14 protein-coding genes are annotated in these 19,967 nt (G+C 70.4%); 8 read left to right on the plus strand and 6 right to left on the minus strand.

Going from position 1 to position 19,967, the window contains the following annotated elements; translation table 11 throughout:
• Positions 1 to 16 precede the first annotated feature (16 nt).
• Both OH768_RS16835 and OH768_RS16840 read right to left on the minus strand, forming a co-directional pair.
• Positions 17 to 751 carry an ABC transporter permease gene (locus tag OH768_RS16835; protein ID WP_406454439.1) on the minus strand — a complete coding sequence of 245 codons (735 nt, stop codon included), beginning with the start codon at positions 749 to 751 and terminating at the stop codon, positions 17 to 19.
• Positions 748 to 1,659, minus strand: a complete 912-nt coding sequence (locus OH768_RS16840) for an ABC transporter ATP-binding protein (RefSeq protein ID WP_406454441.1) — start codon at positions 1,657 to 1,659, stop codon at positions 748 to 750. Before OH768_RS16840 ends, OH768_RS16835 begins: the two co-directional genes overlap by 4 nt.
• A gap of 183 nt (positions 1,660 to 1,842) precedes the next feature.
• Between OH768_RS16840 and OH768_RS16845 the strand changes: the two genes are divergently transcribed.
• The 4 genes from OH768_RS16845 (at position 1,843) to OH768_RS16860 (ending at position 9,292) form a co-directional block, all read left to right on the plus strand.
• The gene (locus tag OH768_RS16845; RefSeq protein WP_406454443.1) at positions 1,843 to 3,738 is read left to right on the plus strand and encodes an ABC transporter ATP-binding protein; all 1,896 of its coding nucleotides are present in this window, start codon (positions 1,843 to 1,845) and stop codon (positions 3,736 to 3,738) included.
• Positions 3,735 to 5,594, plus strand: a complete 1,860-nt coding sequence (locus OH768_RS16850; protein WP_406454445.1) for an ABC transporter ATP-binding protein — start codon at positions 3,735 to 3,737, stop codon at positions 5,592 to 5,594. The genes OH768_RS16845 and OH768_RS16850 overlap by 4 nt, the downstream gene beginning before the upstream one ends.
• 204 nt (positions 5,595 to 5,798) lie before the next feature.
• Positions 5,799 to 7,523: an ABC transporter ATP-binding protein gene (locus tag OH768_RS16855; RefSeq protein ID WP_406454447.1), complete on the plus strand. Its 1,725-nt coding sequence runs from the start codon at positions 5,799 to 5,801 to the stop codon at positions 7,521 to 7,523.
• The gene (locus OH768_RS16860; protein WP_406454449.1) at positions 7,520 to 9,292 is read left to right on the plus strand and encodes an ABC transporter ATP-binding protein; all 1,773 of its coding nucleotides are present in this window, start codon (positions 7,520 to 7,522) and stop codon (positions 9,290 to 9,292) included. Before OH768_RS16855 ends, OH768_RS16860 begins: the two co-directional genes overlap by 4 nt.
• A gap of 19 nt (positions 9,293 to 9,311) precedes the next feature.
• On the opposite strand, the gene OH768_RS16865 is transcribed toward OH768_RS16860, so the two are convergent.
• The gene (locus OH768_RS16865; protein WP_406454451.1) at positions 9,312 to 9,941 is read right to left on the minus strand and encodes a TetR/AcrR family transcriptional regulator; all 630 of its coding nucleotides are present in this window, start codon (positions 9,939 to 9,941) and stop codon (positions 9,312 to 9,314) included.
• A 92-nt stretch (positions 9,942 to 10,033) separates the two neighbouring features.
• Between OH768_RS16865 and OH768_RS16870 the strand changes: the two genes are divergently transcribed.
• Entirely contained in the window at positions 10,034 to 10,429 is a 396-nt protein-coding gene (locus OH768_RS16870) for a Dabb family protein (RefSeq protein ID WP_406454453.1), read from the plus strand.
• Between the two features lie 25 nt (positions 10,430 to 10,454).
• Here the strand turns inward: OH768_RS16870 and OH768_RS16875 are convergent, their stop codons facing one another.
• Positions 10,455 to 10,790: a P-II family nitrogen regulator gene (locus OH768_RS16875; RefSeq protein ID WP_359614692.1), complete on the minus strand. Its 336-nt coding sequence runs from the start codon at positions 10,788 to 10,790 to the stop codon at positions 10,455 to 10,457.
• Between the two features lie 101 nt (positions 10,791 to 10,891).
• Entirely contained in the window at positions 10,892 to 12,307 is a 1,416-nt protein-coding gene (locus tag OH768_RS16880) for an ammonium transporter (RefSeq protein ID WP_406454456.1), read from the minus strand.
• A 340-nt stretch (positions 12,308 to 12,647) separates the two neighbouring features.
• Here OH768_RS16880 and OH768_RS16885 point away from each other — a divergent pair, with 340 nt between their 5' ends.
• The 3 genes from OH768_RS16885 to OH768_RS16895 all read left to right on the plus strand — a co-directional run bounded on the left by OH768_RS16885 (position 12,648) and on the right by OH768_RS16895 (position 17,180).
• Positions 12,648 to 14,675: a M4 family metallopeptidase gene (locus OH768_RS16885; RefSeq protein ID WP_406454458.1), complete on the plus strand. Its 2,028-nt coding sequence runs from the start codon at positions 12,648 to 12,650 to the stop codon at positions 14,673 to 14,675.
• 257 nt (positions 14,676 to 14,932) lie between these two features.
• A complete protein-coding gene (locus OH768_RS16890) occupies positions 14,933 to 16,588 on the plus strand; it encodes a M4 family metallopeptidase (RefSeq protein ID WP_406454460.1) in 1,656 nt (551 codons plus the stop codon).
• A gap of 82 nt (positions 16,589 to 16,670) precedes the next feature.
• A complete protein-coding gene (locus tag OH768_RS16895; RefSeq protein ID WP_406454462.1) occupies positions 16,671 to 17,180 on the plus strand; it encodes a DUF1990 family protein in 510 nt (169 codons plus the stop codon).
• Here the strand turns inward: OH768_RS16895 and OH768_RS16900 are convergent.
• The gene (locus OH768_RS16900) at positions 17,177 to 19,795 is read right to left on the minus strand and encodes a glycosyltransferase family 1 protein (protein ID WP_406454464.1); all 2,619 of its coding nucleotides are present in this window, start codon (positions 19,793 to 19,795) and stop codon (positions 17,177 to 17,179) included. The genes OH768_RS16895 and OH768_RS16900 overlap by 4 nt on opposite strands.
• Positions 19,796 to 19,967: the final 172 nt, after the last annotated feature.

A 19,967-nucleotide genomic window follows, 5' to 3' on the forward strand; every position in this document is an offset into this window, starting at 1 on the left:
TGCACGGCCGCCGCCCCTACTCCCAGCGGAACCAGCGGGAGGCGCCGGCCGTCAGCAGGACGGTCCAGGCCACCAGGACGCCCAGGTGTGTCCAGCCCGGCCAGTGCCCGGCCGCCGCCCGGTTCAGGGCTTCGGCGGCGGCGCCGAACGGGGTGCAACCGACGATGCGGGCCATGACGTCCGGCATGGAGTTCACCGGGATCCACACGCCCGCGCAGAACATCATCGGGAAGAACACCGCCGACCCGACGGCACCCGCGATCTTCGTCGTCCGCGACAGCGCGGACACCACCGCGCCCAGCGCGAGCGCGGCCAGGATCGCCAGGAGCAGGGCCAGAAGATAGCCGTACGGCTGTTTCGGCAGTCGTACGTCGAAGGCGAGGCGGCCGACGATCAGCGCGCACAGGGCGGAGGCCAGGGCCGCCGTGCCGTAGACCACCATCTGGGCGGAGAGGAGGGCGGAGGGGCGGACCGGGGTGGCGGACATGCGGCGCAGGATGCCGCGCTCGCGGTAGCCGGTGAGGGTCTGCGGCATCGACTGGAGCGCGCCGACGATCATGCCGAGCAGGACGGTGACCGGGACGTACACGTCGATCGTGCGCAGGCCGCCGAGGTCGGCCTCGTGGTGGCGGAAGCCCGGGATGGAGCCCAGGATCACCAGCAGCAGGGTGGGGAAGGCCAGGATCCAGAAGAGGGCGCCCGGTTCGCGGCGGAAGAGGCGCAACTCGGCGCGCAGGACTGCGGTGTTCATCGGGTGACCTCCGTCAGGTCCAGGAAGGCGTCGTCCAACGTGGCGTCGGAGACCCGGAGTTGGTGGGCGGTGATGTGGCCCCGGGCGAGCAGGGTGATGACCGCGTTGACGGTCTCGTCGGTGCCGGAGAGCGTGAGCCGGCCGTCCTTGCGGGCCACGGAGGTGAGCGCGGGCAGCGCGTTCAGGTCGCCGTCTTCGAGCGGCGCGGAGGGCGTGAAGCTGATGACGGTGGAGCCGGCCGAGCGGCGGATCAGCCCGTCCGGGGTGTCCAGGGCGGCCACCTTGCCCTTGTCGATCACCGCGATCCGGTCGCAGAGGCGCTGCGCCTCCTCCATGAAGTGGGTGACGAGCAGCACGGTGACCCCACTCGCCCGGACCTCCTCGATGAGCTGCCAGGTGTCGCGCCGGGCGCGCGGGTCGAGCCCGGTCGTCAGTTCGTCGAGGACGACGACCCGGGGATTCCCGATCAGCGCGAGCGCGATGAACAGGCGCTGCTTCTGGCCGCCGGAGAGCTTCGCGAACCGGGTGGCCAACTTGGCGGTCAGGCCGAGGCGTTCGGCGAGCGGCTGCCAGTCGGCGGGGTGCGGATAGAGGGCCGCGTACAGCTCCAGGGCCTCGCGGACGGTGAGCTTGGCCTGGAGTTCGCTCTCCTGGAGCTGGGCGCCGAGGACGCGGGCGACCTGCTCGTGGTCGGCGACGGGGTCGAGGCCGGTGACGCGGACCCGGCCCGCGTCCGGGACGCGCAGGCCCTCGACGCACTCGACGGTGGTGGTCTTGCCGGCGCCGTTCGGGCCGAGGATCCCGAAGATCTCGCCCTCCTCGACGGCGAACGAGACACCGTCGACGACGGCCCGGCCGCCGTAGGACTTGCGCAGTGCGGTGACTTCGATGACGGGTGTGGCTGACATGCTCCGAGGGTCCCGGGAACGCCCGGTCGGGCACATCGGCCATCGCGCTCGACCGCGCATCAACCGATCGGTTGATGCCCCGCTACGACCCCTCGGACCCGCAGGTCGTAGGACCAGCGGCGGACCCGGGTCCGGCCAAAACTCGGTGGGCACTGTCAGTGGTGGTCCGTAGGCTCGCCCGTGATGTCGACGACACATGCAACCACCAAGGACCGATCCGCCGCCCGTACGCTCGCGCGGCTGTGGCCGTACGTCCGCCCCGTGCGGGTACGGCTGTTCGCCGCGGCCGGGGTGGCCGTCGTCGCGTCCTGTACGGGGCTGGTGTTCCCGCTCGTCCTGAAGTGGATGGTGGACGGACCGGTCGCCGACCGGGACACGGCAGGGGTGTGGCTCGGGGCGCTGTATCTGCTGCTGCTCGGCATCGCGGAGGCGGTCCTGTTCGGGCTGCGGCGATGGCTGGTCGCGCGGCCGTTGTCGCGGGTCGAGGCGGAGATGCGCGCGGATCTGTACCGGCATCTGCAACGGCTCCCGGTGGCCTTCCACGACCGCTGGCCCTCGGGCCAGCTCCTCTCCCGGGGCACCACCGACCTCATGCTGCTGCGCATGTTCCTCGCGTTCCCCCTCACATTCCTGCTGGTCAACGCCGTGACGATCCTGGTGGGCGTGATCATCATGCTGCTCCAGGACTGGACGCTGGGACTGGTGATCCTGGGGCCGGCCGTGCCGGTGATCGTCACCTGCGTGATCTTCGAGCGGCGCTACGCACACGTGGCGCGGCTCGCGCAGGACCAGGTCGGCGACCTGACCACGGTCGTCGAGGAGAGCGTCCTCGGCATCCGCATCATCAAGGGCTTCGGCCGCCACCGCAGCCAGGCCCGGGCCTTCCGCGACCTCTCCCGCACCCTGCGCGGCACCGAACTCCGCAAGGCCCGCCTGCTCGCCACGATCTGGGGCATCATCGTCACCCTCCCCGAGCTGGCGCTCGGTGCGACGCTGGTCCTGGGCACGGTGCAGGTGGCGGACGGAAACCTGTCCGCCGGCACGCTGGTGGCCTTCCTCTCCACGGCACTGGCCCTGCGCTGGCCGGTCGAGTCGATCGGTTTCCTCCTGGCAATGAGCCAGGAGGCGGCAACGGCGACGGAACGCTATTTCGAGGTAATGGACGAAACCCCGGAGCAGGAAGCGCCCCAGGGGGACGCGCCCCAAAGGGGCGCGGGGCTGTATCAATCTGCTGCTCCGCCGCGATGGGGGTCCCCCCGCTCGAGCGAAGTCGAGAGTGGGGAAGCGACCAGCCCCCACCGGTCCGCACCCGAAAACGACGGCATCCGTTTCTCCTCAGTCTCCTTCCGATATCCCGACGCCCCCGCCGACTCCCCACCCACCCTCGACCGCATCGACCTGCACATCAGACCCGGCGAATCCATGGCACTCGTCGGCGCCACCGGCACCGGCAAAACCACACTCACCGCACTGGTCCCCCGCCTCCACGAGGTGACATCGGGCCACATCACACTCGACGGCAAGGACATCACCGCGATGCCTCGCCAAACGCTGCGCGCACTCGTCGCCGTGGCCTTCGAGGAACCGACCCTGTTCTCGACCAGCGTCGGCGAAAACGTGCTGATGGGCGCCGAAGGGGGCGCGGGACAACCGGAGTTGGACCGCGCACTGGCCGTGGCCCAGGCCGACTTCGCGCACGCGCTCCCGCAGGGCACGGACACCCGCGTCGGCGAACAGGGCCTGAGCCTCTCCGGCGGCCAGCGCCAACGCCTCGCGCTGGCAAGGGCGGTGGTGGGCAAGCCCCGCTTCCTCGTCCTGGACGACCCGCTCTCGGCACTGGACGTCCACACGGAGACCGCAGTTGAGGCAGCCCTGCGTCAAGTCCTCGCGGACACAACGGCGTTGATCGTGGCCCACCGCCCGTCCACGGTCCTGCTCGCCGACCGGGTGGCCCTGCTGTCGGACGGCCGTATCAGGGCGGTGGGCACCCACCAGGAACTCCTGCGCACGAACGCGGAGTACGCGCATCTGATGTCGGGCGTCCAGTCGGCCACCCCGGAGCAGGAGGACGAACGATGACCGCCCCCACCACATCGGCGCCCACCACCGACGACACCCCCGACTCCCCGCACCCGCCCGCCGCAGGCGACCCCTTCGACCACGACGTCCTGCCCACTCCCCCGGGCGCGACCACCGCGCTGCTGCGCTCCCTGCTCGCGCCCATGAAGGCCCGTGTCACCGTCACCACCCTTCTCCTGCTGCTCCAGCAGGCGGCCGTGCAGGTGGGCCCGCTGCTGGTGGCATACGCCATCGACCGGGCCGTGCCCGCGTTCCGGCACCACGACCGCGGGCCGCTGATCGCCGTGGCCGTCGGTTATCTGCTCTGCGCGCTGCTCTCCGGCGGACTCCAGTACGCGTTCATCGGCGCCTCCGCCCGCGTCAACCAGGACGTGCTGCTCGATCTGCGCGGCCGGATCTTCCGGCACGCGCAGGCGCTGAGCATCGACTTCCACGAGCGCTACACCTCCGGCCGGCTCATCTCCCGTTCCACCACGGACATCGAGGCGCTGCGCGAACTGCTCAGCGAGGGCCTCCAGGAGCTGATCACGGTCATCCTGTCGTTCGTCTACATCTCGGCGATGCTGCTCTGGCTGGACCTGGGGCTCGGCGCGGTCGCGGTGGCGTCCTTCGTGCCGCTGTATCTGCTGGTGCGGGTCTACCAGCGGCGCGCGGTGCGGGTGTACGCGGTGCGGTCCACGGCGATCGCGCGGGTGATCGTGAAGTTCGTGGAGACGATGAACGGCATCCGCCCGGTGCGCGCGTTCCGCCGCGAGGCCGTGAACGACGCCGACTTCCGGGTCCTGAACCAGCGGCACGAACGGTCCAACGGCGACGCCCTGTTGGAGATGGCCCGCTATGTCACCGGCTCCCGCCTGGTCGCCAACACGGCGGTCGCGGTGATCGTGCTGTGGGGCGCGAGCCGGGTCGCGGACGGCTCACTGGAACTGGGCGTCCTGGCCGCCGCCGTGCTGTATCTACGACGGCTGTACGACCCGATCGACCGGCTCGGCATGTTCCTCAACTCCTACCAGTCGGCCGCCGCCTCCCTGGAGAAGATCGCAGGCCTGCTGGCCCAGACCCCGTCCGTCCCCGAGCCCTCAACGCCCGTACAGCTCCCCGCACTTGAGTCGGAGCAGCCCGGCCGCGAGGTCGTCTTCGACGGGGTCCGCTTCGCCTACCGGACCGGCGGCGAGGTGCTGCCCGTCTTCGACCTCACCCTCCCCGCCGGGCAGACGGTCGCCGTGGTCGGCTCCACCGGCGCCGGCAAGTCCACCCTGGCCAAGCTGCTGGCCCGCTTCTACGACCCCTCGGACGGGCGGGTCCTGCTCGACGGCGTCGACCTGCGCGAGCTGTCCGGGCCCGAACTGCGGCGCGGGGTGGTGATGGTGACGCAGGAGGCGTTCCTGTTCTCCGGCACGGTCGCCGAGAACATCGCGATCGGCCGCCCGGACGCGCCGCGTGAGGAGATCGAGCGGGCCGCGAAGGCGATCGGCGCGCACGACTTCATCAGCGCGCTGCCCGACGGCTACGACACGGACGTACGCAAACGGGGTGGCCGTATCTCGGCCGGTCAGCGTCAACTCGTTGCGTTCGCACGGGCGTTGCTCGCCGATCCGGCGGTACTGATCCTGGACGAGGCGACCAGCTCACTGGACGTCCCGGGCGAACAGGCCGTGCAGCGAGCCATGTCGACGGTCCTGCGGGGCCGCACGGCGGTGGTGATCGCACACCGGCTGTCCACCGTCGAGATCGCCGACCGGGTGCTGGTCATGGAGCACGGCCGGGTCATGGAGGACGGCAGCCCGGCCGAACTCATCGCGGGCACAGGAAGGTTCTCGGACCTGCACCGGGCGTGGCGGGACAGCCTGGCGTGAGGGGTCGCCGCCGCAAGACCGCACACGAGTAACTCCCGCCATTGGTACACCAGTTGGGCCGATGCCCACAGACGCTGTGCACCGGCCCCGTCGTGCCCGATATTCGATGGGCAACCGCGCTCACGCTCGGTAATCTTCGAGGTCTCCAACCACACCAGGATCGCTCACGGCTGCCCGCGCTCAGCGGCCTGGGCAAGGAGGCACATGATCGACGCGTACGAGGATCCGGGGACACCCGACTGTCGGGGCGGCTGGCACTTCCTGTGGTGGCTGGTGACGCGGCAGCCGGGGCGGGCGGTGTCCGGGGCGCTGCTGTCGAGCGTCTGGATGGTGCTGATGGCGGCGGCGCCGTATCTGATGGCGCGGGCGGTCGACGACGGTCTTGTGCCGGGGCATCTGGGCACGCTGGCCTGGTGGACCGGGGCACTGTTCGTGGTCGGGGCGGTCAACTCGTGGCTGAGCATCATGCGGCACCGCACCATGACCCGGGTCCGGATGGACGCCAACTTCCGCACGGTGAAGCTGATCGTGGGCCAGGCGGTCCGGCTGGGCGCCGTGCTGTCGCGCCGGGCGCGGGCGGGCGAGGTCATCACGATCGGCGTCGGCGACGTATGGACGATCGCCCAGTCCCTGACCGTCGTCGGCCCCGGCTTCGGCGCCCTGGTCGTCTACGGCGTGGTGGCCGGGGTGCTGCTGTCGATCTCGGCGCCGCTGGCCGCCGTAGTCCTGCTGGGTGTGCCGGTGATCGCGCTGCTCGCGGGGCCGCTGACCCGGCGGCTGCAGGGCGTGGAGACGGAGTACCGGGAGCGGCAGAGTGTGCTGACCGCGCGTATCGCCGATCTCTCCGGCGGGCTGCGTGTCCTCAACGGGCTTGGCGGCAAAGGGTTGTTCGCGGACGCGTTCCGGCGTGACTCGCAGCGGCTGCGGAGGCAGGGCTACCGGGTGGGCGCGGTGGCCAGCTGGGTGCAGGCGATCGGGGTCGGACTGCCGACCCTGTTCCTCGCCGTGGTGACCTGGCTCGCGGCCCGGCTGGCGGCCCAAGGGCAGCTCAGCGTGGGCGAGTTGGTCGCCGTGTACGGCTATGTCGCGGTCCTGGTGGGCCCGGTGGCCTTCTTCGTGCAGATGGTCTACGAGCTGAGCCGGGGCGTGGTGGCCGCGCGCCGGGTCGTACGGCTGCTGGCGCTCCAGCCCGAGGCGGACACGGGCACGTCGGCCGCGCCCGCCGAACCTGCCGTCCTGCACGACCCCGACTCCGGTGTGCGGGTGCTGCCGGGGCGGCTGACCGCGCTGGTCGGGGCGCGGCCCGGGGAGACGCTGGCCGTGGTCGACCGGCTCGGCCGGTACGCGCCGTCCCGGGTCACCTGGGGCGGGGTCGCGCTCGACGCGATTCCGCTGGACCAGGTCAGGTCCCGGATCCTGGTCGCGGACAACGAGGCCGACCTGTTCGCCGGACCGCTGCGGGAGGTGCTGGCCGGGCGCCGGGAGCGGTCGGCGGAGACGGTCGCGAAGGCCGTGTTCGCGGGTGCCGCCGACGACATCGTGCAGGGGCTGCCGGAGGGTCTGGACTCATTCGTGGCCGCACAGGGCCGCAGTCTCTCCGGCGGGCAGCGCCAACGGGTGCGGCTGGTAAGGGCGTTGCTCGCCGAGCCCGAGGTGCTGCTCGCGGTGGAGCCGACCTCGGCCCTGGACGCCCACACGGAGGCGGCGGTCGCCCGCCGGCTGCGCGAGGCGCGCTCGGGCCGTACGACGTTGGTGACCACGACGTCCCCGCTGGTCCTGGACCAGGCGGACACCGTGCTCTACCTGGTCGACGGCAAGGTCGCGGCCGGCGGCGACCATCGCCGGCTGCTGGCACAGGAGCCCGGCTACCGCGCGCTGGTGGCCCGGGACGCGGATGCGGATGCGGAAACGGAAGAGGTCGTACGGTGACGGCGGACAAAGGCCAACTCCCGGTCGCCGACCGGGCCGAGGTGCGGCGGGCCGCGTTCCGGCTGATCCGGGCGGACCGGCGGGCGTTCGCCGTCGTGCTGGTGGTGAACGCGCTGGCCGCCGCGGCCGGGCTGGCCGGGCCGTGGCTGCTCGGGCGGATCGTGGACGAGGTACGGGCCGGGGCCGGGGTGGGGGCTGTGGACCGGCTGGCCCTTGTCATCGTGGTGTGCTCGCTGGCCCAGTTGCTGCTGGCGCGCTGGGCGCGGTACGTGGGGTACCGGTTCGGGGAGCGCACGCTGGCCCGGGTCCGGGAGGGCTTCGTGGACCGGGCGCTGGCGCTGCCCGCGTCGGTGGTGGAGCGGGCCGGGACGGGCGATCTGACGGCGCGCGGCACCTCCGATGTGGCGACCGTGGGCACGACCCTGCGGGACGTCGCGCCCGAACTGCTGGTCTGTTCCGTGCAGGCGCTGTTCGTGATGGGCGCGGTGTTCGCGCTCGATCCGCTGCTCGGTCTGTTCGGAGTACTGGGTCTGACGCCGGTCGGGTTGGCGCTGCGCTGGTATCTGCGCCGGGCCCGGGACGGCTATCTCGCGGAGGGCGCGGCCAATTCGGAGGTCGCCGAGATCCTCACGGCAACCGCGTCGGGAGCCCGTACGGTGGAAGCGTTCCGGCTCCAGGAGCGACGGGTCGCCGCGAGCCGCGACACGCTGCGCACGGCGATGCGGAGCAGGCTGTACACGCTGTACCTGCGGACCGTGTTCTTCCCTGCGGTCGAGATGACGTACACCATCCCGGTGGCAGGGGTGCTGCTCGTGGGCGGGTGGCTGCACGGGCGCGGGGAGGTGGGCCTGGGTGCGGTGGTGGCGGCCGCGCTGTATCTGCGGCAGTTCGCCGAGCCCCTGGATCAGATCCTGATGCGGGTCGAGCAACTGCAGAGCAGCGGTGCCTCGTTCGCCCGGGTGGAGGGGCTGGCCCGGGCGCCGCGGGCGGAGGGGGACGAGGACGCGCCGGCTCCGGCGGACGACCGGATCGATGTGACCGGGGTGCGGTACGCGTATGAGCGCGGCGGCGAGGTGCTGCACGGCGTGGACCTGTCGGTGCGGCCGGGCGAACGGCTGGCGGTGGTCGGCCCGTCGGGCGCCGGGAAGACCACGCTGAGCCGGCTGCTGGCGGGCGTCGACGCGCCGACCGAGGGCACGGTGACCGTGGGCGGGGTGCCGGTCTCCGGGCTGGCACCGGAGACGCTGCGCCGCCAGGTGGTGCTGGTCACCCAGGAGCACCACGTCTTCCTGGGCACGGTCCGCGAGAACCTCCTGATCGCCGAACCGACCGCCACAGACGAGGAGTTGTGGGCGGCGCTGTCGGCGGTCGGCGCGGAGGAGTGGTCACGGGAGTTGCCCGACGGGTTGAACACCCGCCTGGGTGCGGACGGTTGGAAGACGGACGGTTCGCAGGCCCAGCAACTCGCCCTGGCCCGGGTGGTGCTGGCCGACCCGCACACACTGATCCTGGACGAGGCGACGGCGCTGCTGGATCCGGCCACCGCCCGGCACACCGAGCGCGCGCTGGCCGCCGTACTGGAGGGCCGTACCGTCATCGCCATCGCGCACCGGCTGCACACCGCCCACGACGCGGACCGGGTGGCGGTGATGGAGAACGGCCTGTTGACCGAACTGGGGCCGCACGAGGAGCTGGTGACGGCGGGTGGGGCGTATGCGGCGCTGTGGCGCTCGTGGCACGGCGAGCGGCCGGGCACCAAAGCGCCCTGACCGACGACGCCCGCAAGGGTCAGATCCCGTACGCCCGCAGGAAGGTGTCGACCGCCGCGTCCGCCACCGCGCGGACTTCCGCGGCCGGCACCTCGCGGGTGCCGAGCCTGGTGCGGCCCTCCAGCGGGCCGGTGAGGAGCGCGAGGAACTGCTCCGCCGCGAGCGCCGGATCGCAGGAGCGCAGTCGGCCCGCGAGCACGAGGCGGGCCAGCCGGTCCGCGAGCGCCTCGGCGATCCGGTCCGACGTACGCGACTGGACGGCCTCGATCAGGTCGGGGAAGCCGCCGACCTGGGAGTACGTCAGCCAGCGCAGGGACCGGGAGCGTTCGCCGCAGCACACCTCCAGCAGCCGGTGGCCGGTGTCCGCGAGGGCTTCGCGTAGATCGTCACCCGGGTCGCGGAGCCGTTCGAGGACGGCGAGGTTCTCCGCCGTCACCTCGTCGGCCGCGGCCTCCACCGCGTGCCGGAAGAGGGTCTCCTTGTCGCTGAGGTGGTTGTAGACGGTCGGTTTGGCGACGCCCGCCTCGTCGGCGATCTCCTTCACGCACGCCTGCGCGTATCCCCGGCGGGCGAAGACGACGAAGGCCGCGTCCAGGATCGCCTGCCGCTTGTCGATCCGCCCCCTGGCTCCACGGGCCGTTGCAGTCACCTCCGCAGGGTATCCCCTTGTGATGGATCCACTGGACCAATAGATTGAACCGACTGGTTCAGTTACGGCATACGGCCCCGGGAGGGAATCCGGTGATCGTCAACATCCTGCGGTTCAGCTTCAAGGACGGCACGACCGAGGAGGACAAGGCCGCCGTGCTCGCGGCGATGCGGCGGACGGCGTCCGTCGAATCGGCCGCGTTCGGTGTCGTCGGCCAGGACATCGGCCCGGACGACGGCTACACGCACACCTACTGCGCGGCCGTGCCGGACCTCGCCGCGCTGGAGCGGTACATGCACGACCCGGTCCACCTGGAGGGGGACGACACGATCCTGCCGCACATCCAGCGCATCACCGCCGTCCGTTTCTCCGACGACATGGATCCGGATCTCGCCACGGAGGTCGGCCGGGTCGCCGCCGCGAAGGCAGCCAAGTACCCCGAGTGGGTACGGCAGTTGGAGTCGATCCCGGAGGCCCGGTTCGGCTGAGGCGCGAACCTCCGGGACGCCCGGCTCACACCGCGTCCGGCCCCCGCTCCCGCGTCCTGATGCGCACCACCTCCTCCACCGGAGTCACCCACACCGTGCCGCCGCCCGTGCCGCGGGCGCCCGCGGCACGGATGACCCGGACGAGATCGGTCGCGTCGAAGTCGAGGGTGAGGATGTCGAGCCGGAGCCGCGGGGCGAGGTTCACCCGGTACTCACTGCCCCGGTAGACCTCGACCCGGACCGTCCGCGGCTCGTAGGCCCGCACCTCGGTAACGGTCACTCCACGCACCCCGAACGCCTGAAGGGCCTTCATGACGTCCGGGACACGGTGGGGCGGGAGGACCGCGGTGACCAACTTCACGGAAGCCCCCTGGACTTGAAGTGCCGGTGAGGTGAAGGTCCGCTGGGGGTCCGGGGGTCATCCCCCGGATGACGCAGCACCGGTCCTCAACTCCCGCCACCTCAGGTCGAGTCCGGTTCCTTGGCTTTCTCGGCCACCACCGCCGCCGCTGCCACCGGCTCCGGTGCCGACGTCACCGCCGACTCCGTCGGGTACGCCTCCTCGTCGTGGACCGCGAGGTCGCCGCTCTCCAACACCTCCTCCGGCGCCCGGAGTTTCACGAACAGGCCGATCCCCTTGAGGATGAGGAAGGTCATCACGGCGTCGTAGAGGATGACCGTCCCGGCCGAACCCGCCTGTTTCCAGAGCTGGTCGAGGTTGCCGTAGAGCCAGCCGCTGGTGGAGAACGCCGTGGAGCCGTCCTTGTTGAGGTACACGGCCACCGCCGGGTCGGCGAAGATGCCGACGAGCATGCCGCCGGCGAGGCCCGCGATGCCGTGGGTGTAGACGACGCCGAGCGCGTCGTCGACCTTGTTGAACGGCGGGACCTTGGAGAGGTAGTTCCAGGCCAGCCAGACGATCGAGGACGCGATGATGCCGATGTAGATCGCGCCGATCCCGCTGACGAAGCCGGCCGCCGGGGTGATCGCCACCAGGCCGACGATCATGCCGTTGATGCCGCCGAGGAAGGTCGGCTTGCGCTGGGGTCCGACGAACATGTCCCAGAACACCCACACCAGCAGGGCAACCGCCGTACAGAGGTTGGTGTTGAGGACCGCGAGGGCCGCGTTGTGGCCGCCGAAGTACATGTCGCCGCCGTTGAAGCCGTTCCAGCCGAGCCAGAGGATGCCCGCGCCGACGGCCACCATGGGCAGGTTGTTGGGCACGCCGTGGGCTCGGTCGCGGGCGAGACGGGGACCGATCACGGCCGCGGCCACGAAGCCCGAGGTGCCGGCTGCCAGGTGGATGACGTAACCGCCGGAGTAGTCGAGCGCGCCCTTGGCCGCCCACCAGCCGCCGCCCCACAGCAGGAAGGCGTTGACCGTGTAGACCAGGGTCGACCAGATCGGGACGAAGAGCAGCCACGCGCGGATGTTCATGCGGCCGATCACGCTGCCCATGAAGAGCAGCGGGGTGATCGCCGCGAACGCGAAGTGGAAGTAGGCGAGCGTGGACTGCGGGAAGTGGAAGCTCGGCATCAGGTCGTTGCCGTTGACCAGCGGTATCCACGCCTGTTGCTGTTCGCTCGCCGAACCGACGATGGTGCCGGGCCGGCCGACGAACGCGCCGAGGATGCCGGGCCAGTGGGAGTCCAGGGGTTCACCGAACCCCATCTTGAACTCCCACAGGACCCAGCCGACCAGTACCAGCGAGAAGCCGGTGAAGGCCATGAACATGGTGTTCACGACCCACTTGCGCTGGACCAGGCCGCCGTACAGGATCGCGATGCCGGGGATGCTCATCAGCCCGACGAGTGTCGCCGCGACGAGCTGCCAGGCGTTGTCGCCCGCGTCCAGCCAGTTGGGATAAGGAATCACTGCAACCGTCAACTCCCCTCGTGGGAGCGGCGGTCCGGCAGGACCGCCGGTTGCACGGCAGGATCGTGCCGGATCTTTTACGGGTTGGTTCCGGGGGCATGTCGGCCCGGAAAATTTCTGTTCACGGTCAAAGAAGCGTCAAGTGGCGCTCCGTATAACGGACATGACCACCCGGACAACGAACGAATTCCAGCCAAGTTCCTGACGCGCTCCTGACAGAAAGCGCGGGCTGCTGCCACTCTTCCCACTGGCGCTTCACAGCAACCCCACAGCTTCACTCCTGTGATCCCTGTGATCTCCCCTGGTCGCGCGATCCGCGACCGTCCTGAAGGAGTCAGTGTTGAGAAGCAATTCCTCGCGCAGACGCACCTCCCACATAGCCGCCGTAGCCGGCGTCACCGCTCTGCTCGCCGCGGCCGTCCAGGCGGGCGCGACCTCCTCCGCCGCACCGGCCAAACCCCTTGCGAGCAAGGGGAATCCGGCACACACGGCCCTCTCGCTCTCCGCCTCGCAGCGCGCCGAGCTGCTCCGCGACGCCGAGTCGGCGCGGACCACCACCGCCAAGGACATCGGCCTCGGCGCCAAGGAGACGCTAGTCGCCCGTGACGTCATCAAGGACGCCGACGGCACGGTCCACACCCGCTACGAGCGCACCTACGCCGGACTCCCGGTCCTCGGCGGTGACTTGGTCGTCGACACCGCCAAGTCGGGCGCGACCGAGCGTGTCATCAAGGCGACCAACGCCACCATCAAGGTCGCCGACCTCACCCCGAGCGTCGCCACGGCGACGGCGGAGAAGCAGGCGGTCTCCCGCGCCAAGGCCCTCGGTTCCACCAAGTCGGCCGCCGACTCGGCCCGCAAGGTGATCTGGGCCGCGAGCGGCAAGCCCGTTCTCGCCTACGAGACGGTCGTCGGCGGTCTCCAGGACGACGGCACCCCCAACCAGCTGCACGTCATCACCGACGCGGCCACCGGCAAGAAGCTCTACGAGTTCCAGGGCATCGAGAACGCCACCGGTACGGGCAACACCCAGTACAGCGGCACGGTCCCGCTGACGACGACCCAGTCGGGCTCCAACTACACGCTGACCGACGGCGACCGCGGCGGCCACAAGACGTACAACCTCAACCACGGCACCTCCGGCACCGGCACGCTGTTCTCGCAGACGAGCAACACCTGGGGCAACGGCACCACGTCGAACGCGGCGACGGCCGGCGCCGACGCGCACTACGGCGCGGCGGAGACCTGGGACTTCTACAAGAACACGTTCGGCCGCAGCGGCATCAAGAACAACGGTGTCGGCGCCTACTCCCGTGTCCACTACGGGAATTCGTACGTCAACGCGTTCTGGGACGACACCTGCTTCTGCATGACGTACGGCGACGGCTCCGGCAACGCGGACCCGCTGACGGCGCTGGACGTGGCGGGCCACGAGATGAGCCACGGCGTCACCGCCAACACCGCCGGGCTCAACTACTCCGGCGAGTCGGGCGGGTTGAACGAGGCGACCTCCGACATCTTCGGCACGGGTGTCGAGTTCTACGCCAACAACTCCACCGACGTGGGCGACTACCTCATCGGTGAGAAGATCGACATCAACGGCGACGGCACGCCGCTGCGTTACATGGACAAGCCGAGCAAGGACGGTGGCAGCGCGGACAGTTGGTACTCGGGGGTCGGCAACCTCGACGTCCACTACTCCTCGGGCGTCGCCAACCACTTCTTCTACCTGCTGAGCGAGGGCAGCGGCGCCAAGGTCATCAACGGCGTCAGCTACAACTCGCCCACCTCGGACGGACTTCCGGTCACCGGCATCGGCCGGGACAAGGCGCTGCAGATCTGGTACCGGGCGCTCACCACGAAGTTCACGTCCACCACCAACTACGCGGCGGCCCGCACCGGGACGCTCGCTGCGGCCGGTGAGCTGTACGGCACGACGGGCGCCGAGTACAAGGCGGTGCAGGACGCGTGGGCGGCCGTCGCGGTCGGTGCGCGCTCCGGTGGCGGCGGCGGTGGCGGTACGTCGTTCGAGAACACGGCCGATGTATCAATTCCGGACAACGGGGCAGCCGTTACGTCGTCGGTCACCGTGTCCGGGCGGACCGGCAACGCCCCGACGAGCCTCGCGGTCACGGTCGACATCGTGCACACCTGGCGCGGTGACCTGGTGATCGACCTGGTGGCCCCGGACGGGTCGACGTACCGGCTGAAGAACTCCAGCTCGTCCGACTCGGCGGACAACGTGCAGGCCACCTACACGGTCGACGCGTCCTCCGAAGTCGCCAACGGGGTCTGGAAGTTGAAGGTCCAGGACGTAGCTGCACAGGACACCGGCTACATCAACAGCTGGAAGCTTACGTTCCCGTAAAAACCAGCCGCCCACTTCAGGCCGCACAAACATGGCGCCGTCTCGGGGTTTCAACTCCGGGGCGGCGCCCTGTTGTGGACGTTTACATTGCGGAAACGTCCACCGGACAGTCGATTTTCAGTCAACATCACTTCGGGGTCCTGACATGTACGCGCCCCTGATGCCACTCTTCCCTCACGCCGCTTCAGCACAGCCAATTCACAATCGCTCCGGTCAGTAACCCCACGCCGGCCGGACTCCCCCACCGAGGAGCTTGCGTGACCCCCCTCTACGCGCGTCACAAGCGCACCACCCTGGCCATCGCCACCGCGGTAGCCGCAGGCGCCCTGCTCGCCACCGGTGTCACCACCGGTGCCTCCGCCCAGCCCGCCACGGGCAAGGCGGCCCCCCTCGCCGCCGCCCCGCAGCTGCTCTCCAACGCCGCGCGCACCGCGCTGGTCAAGGAGAAGCAGGCCGACGCGGCCGAGACGGCCACCCAGATAGGCCTCGGCACCAAGGAGAAGCTGGTCGTCAAGGACGTCGTCAAGGACGTCGACGGCACGGTCCACACCCGCTACGAGCGCACCTACGCCGGACTCCCGGTCCTCGGCGGCGACCTGGTCGTCCACACCTCGCCGGCCGGCAAGACCGAGGGTGTCACCAAGGCGCACTCGGCGACCATCAAGGTCGCCACCGTCACGCCGAAGATCACCGTCGCCAAGGCCGAGAAGCAGGCGCTGACCGCCGCCAAGGCCGCCGGTTCCGACAAGACCGCCGCCGACGGTGCCCGCAAGGTCATCTGGGCCGGCGGCGCCACCCCCGTCCTCGCCTACGAGACGGTCGTCGGCGGCCTCCAGGACGACGGCACCCCCAACCAGCTGCACGTCATCACCGACGCGGCCACCGGCAAGAAGCTCTTCGAGTACCAGGGCATCGAGAACGCCACCGGCACCGGCAAGACCCTGTACTCGGGCACCGTCAGCCTCGACACGACCCTTTCGGGCACGACGTACAGCCTGACCGACGCCGGGCGCGGCAGCCACAAGACGTACAACCTGAAGCACGGGACGTCCGGCACCGGCACCCTGTTCACCAACACCACCAACACGTGGGGCACCGGCACCGCCTCCAGCTCCACCACCGACGTGACCGCCGCCGCGGACGCCGCCTACGGCGCCCAGGAGACGTGGGACTTCTACAAGAACACGTTCGGCCGCAGCGGCATCAAGAACAACGGTGTCGGCGCCTACTCCCGCGTGCACTACGGCAGTTCGTACGTGAACGCGTTCTGGGACGACAGCTGCTTCTGCATGACGTACGGCGACGGCTCGGGCAACACCCACCCGCTGACCTCGCTGGACGTGGCCGGCCACGAGATGAGCCACGGCGTCACCGCCAACACCGCGGGCCTGAACTACTCGGGCGAGTCCGGCGGCCTGAACGAGGCGACCTCGGACATCTTCGGCACCGGCGTGGAGTTCTACGCCAACAACTCGTCCGACGTGGGTGACTACCTCATCGGCGAGAAGATCAACATCAACGGCGACGGCACCCCGCTGCGCTACATGGACCAGCCCAGCAAGGACGGCGGCTCCGCCAACTACTGGTCCTCCTCGGTCGGCAACCTCGACGTGCACTACTCGTCGGGTGTCGCCAACCACTTCTTCTACCTGCTGTCCGAGGGCAGCGGCGCGAAGACGATCAACGGCGTGAGCTACAACTCGCCCACGTCCAACGGCTCCACGGTCACCGGCATCGGCCGCGCCAAGGCGCTCCAGATCTGGTACAAGGCCCTGACGACGTACTTCACGTCGACCACCAAGTACGCGGGCGCCCGCACCGGCACCCTGAGCGCGGCGGCGGCCCTCTACGGCTCCGGTTCCACCGAGTACAACGCGGTGGCGGCGGCCTGGTCGGCGGTCAACGTCAGCTGACGACAGCCGAGTTGACAGGAAAGCGGTAAGGGCGGTACCCGGAGCGAAGGCATATCCGGGTACCGCCCTACTCTTGGGTTCCATGTCCTTCACGTACGACGACGTCGGCGCGACCCGCGAACGCGGCTTCTGCCCTCCAGGCTTCCACCCCCTGTATGTGCGCACGCGGATCGGCGAGGGCGAGAAGGTCTTCCGCCGGGCGTCCGAAGCGGTCCTCACCTGGGAGCTGCACCGCGAACTGGGCGTAGGCATCGAGGCGAGCGCCGAGAAGGCGGCCCCCGGCGTCGACGTCACGGTCACCCTCGCGGGCCTGATCAGGGCCCCCTGCCGCATCGTCTGGACGGTAGAGGAACACCGCAGGTCCGGCTGGGCCTACGGCACCCTCCCCGGCCACCCGGAATGCGGCGAGGAGGCCTTCGTGGTCGACCGCACGGGCGACGGCACGGTGTGGCTGACGGTGTCGGCGTTCAGCCGCGGCGCGAAGTGGTACGCCCGCCTGGGCGGCCCGGCGACGCGGGGCCTGCAGCACGCGTATGCCCGCCGCATAGGGAGCACACTCCGGCAGATGTGCGCTCCCTACTCCGACGTCTAACGCATGAGTACCCCGGCCCCCTCCACCGCGTCCTCCGAAGGCACCGCCACCAACCCCAGCTCCGCGCCGGACGCGAGCAGCCGGTGTGCCGGGAGGATGCGGACCGTGTAGCCGTAGGGCCCGGTACGGTCCAGGGCAAGCGGCCCCTCGAAAAGCCAGTGGCCCTCCGCATCAGGGCCACCCACCGGCTTCAGCGGAACCGACGTCGCGTCCCCGATCCGGTCCTCCGGGTCCACCCGGCCCGACACCGCCTGCACTTCGACGTCGTCCGGAGCAAGCCCGCCAAGCCCCACCCGCACCCGGAGATTGAGCGTCGTACCGAGTTCCGCAGTGGCCGTAGCCGCGGACGTCTCCACGTGGTCGACGGTCACCCCGTGCCAAGCCGCCCGCACCCGCCCCTTCCACGCGGCCAGTTCGCGCGCCGCGTCCGGGGTCATCGTGCGGTGCGCGTGCGCGGCCGGGGCGTACAGCCGCTCCACGTACTCGCGGACCATCCGGCCGGCCAGCACCTTCGGGCCGAGCAGCGTCAGGGTCTGGCGGACCATCTCGATCCAGCGGTCGGGCAGACCGTCCTGGCCGCGCTCGTAGAAGCGCGGGGTGACGCGTTGCTCCAGGAGGTCATAGAGCGCGGCGGCCTCCACGTCGTCGCGGTGGTCGGGGTCCGTGCCGGTGCCGTCGGCCGTGGGGATGGCCCAGCCGAAGTCGGGCTGGAACCACTCGTCCCACCAGCCGTCCAGGACCGAGAGGTTGAGGCAGCCGTTGAGCGCGGCCTTCATTCCGCTCGTGCCGCACGCCTCCAGCGGGCGGAGCGGGTTGTTGAGCCAGATGTCGCAGCCGGGGTACAGCTTCTGCGCCATCGCCATCCCGTAGTCGGGGAGGAAGACGATGCGATGGCGGACGCGCGGGTCGTCCGCGAACTTCACCAGCTCCTGGACAAGGCGCTTGCCACCGTCGTCCGCCGGGTGCGCCTTGCCCGCCACCACGATCTGGATCGGGTGGTCCGGATGCAGGAGGAGATCCATCAGCCGGTCGCGGTCCCGCAGCATCAGCGTCAGGCGCTTGTACGACGGGACGCGGCGGGCGAAGCCGATGGTGAGGACGTCGGGGTCGAGCACGCCGTCGATCCAGCCCAACTCGGCCGATCCCGCACCGCGTTGACGCCAGGAGGCACGCAGCCGCTCCCGTACCTCCACGACCAGCTGCTCGCGTAGATCGCGCCGGAGCTCCCAGATGTCCTGGTCCGGGATCTCCGCGACCGCGTCCCAGCGGTCCGAGCCGCCGACCGTCATCGCGTCCTCGGTGCGCTGGGCGCCGATCTGCCGGGCACCGAGCCGGAACACCTCGGGGGCGACCCAGGTCGGCGCGTGCACCCCGTTGGTGACGGAGGTGATCGGCACCTCCTCCGGGTCGAAGCCCGGCCACAGGCCCGAGAACATCTCGCGGCTGACCTGGCCGTGCAACAGCGAGACGCCGTTGGCGCGTTGGCCCAGGCGCAGGCCCATCACGGCCATGTTGAACAGGTTGGGTTCGCCGCCCGGATAGGTCTCCATGCCCAGGCGGAGAATGTTTCCGACGTCCATGCGCGGGAGTTCGGCGTCCGGCCCGAAGTGGGTGGCGACCAACTCCCGGTCGAAGCGGTCGATTCCGGCCGGGACCGGGGTGTGCGTGGTGAAGACCGTGCCCGCCCGCACCGCCTCCAGGCCCGCGTCGAAGTCCAGCCCCGCGTCGCAGAGTTCGGCGATCCGCTCCAGGCCGAGGAAGCCCGCGTGACCTTCGTTGGTGTGGAACACCTCGGGGTCGGGGTGACCGGTCAGCCGGCAGTACGTCCGCACCGCGCGCACCCCGCCGATACCGAGCAACATCTCCTGCAGCAGCCGGTGTTCGCTGCCGCCGCCGTAGAGCACGTCGGTCACCCCGCGGGCGCCGAGGTCGTTCTCCTCGACGTCGGAGTCGAGCATCAGCAGCGGCACCCGGCCGACTTGTGCCAGCCAGATCCGGGCGCGCAGCGAGCGGCCGCCGGGCAGGGCGATGGAGACCTGGGCCGGGGAGCCGTCCTCCTCCCTCAGCAGCGCCACCGGGAGTTCGTTGGGGTCGAGGACCGGATAGGTCTCCTGCTGCCAGCCGTCCCGGGACAGGGACTGGCGGAAGTAGCCGTGCCGGTAGAGGAGTCCGACGCCGATCAGCGGTACGCCGAGGTCGCTGGCCGACTTGAGATGGTCGCCGGCGAGGATGCCGAGGCCGCCGGAGTACTGGGGCAGGGCGGCCGTGACACCGAACTCGGGTGAGAAGTAGGCGACGGCGGCGGGCAGTTCACCGGACTGCGTCTGGTACCAGCGGTCGCCGCCCACATAGTCGGCGAGATCGCCGGCGACCTCGGTGAGCCGGCGCAGGAAACGGCTGTCCTCGGCCAGCTCCGCGAGCCGCTCGGCGGAGACGCTGCCGAGCAGTCGTACCGGATCGCCTTCCGAGGCGGTCCAGCGCTCGGGATCGACGGACTGGAAGAGATCGCGGGTTTCCGCGTGCCAGGACCAGCGCAGGTTGCGCGCGAGATCGCTGAGCGGCCGGAGGGGTTCGGGGAGAACGGGACGGACGGTGAATCGACGGATCGCCTTCACAGCTCCACCTTGCGCGTTCGCTGGATGACACACGGCAATGTGCGTCGTCGTCTCTGAAGACGGTACCGGTGACGGTGTGGACGTCGTCCTCAAATGCCGGACGGGCTGGATGATGCCGACCTGGGCCGAAAAGGGCCCCTCATGCGCCCTTGTGGTGCTTCGCACCGCACGA

It is taken from the genome of Streptomyces sp. NBC_01622 (assembly GCF_045209635.1).
Lineage (GTDB): Bacteria > Actinomycetota > Actinomycetes > Streptomycetales > Streptomycetaceae > Streptomyces.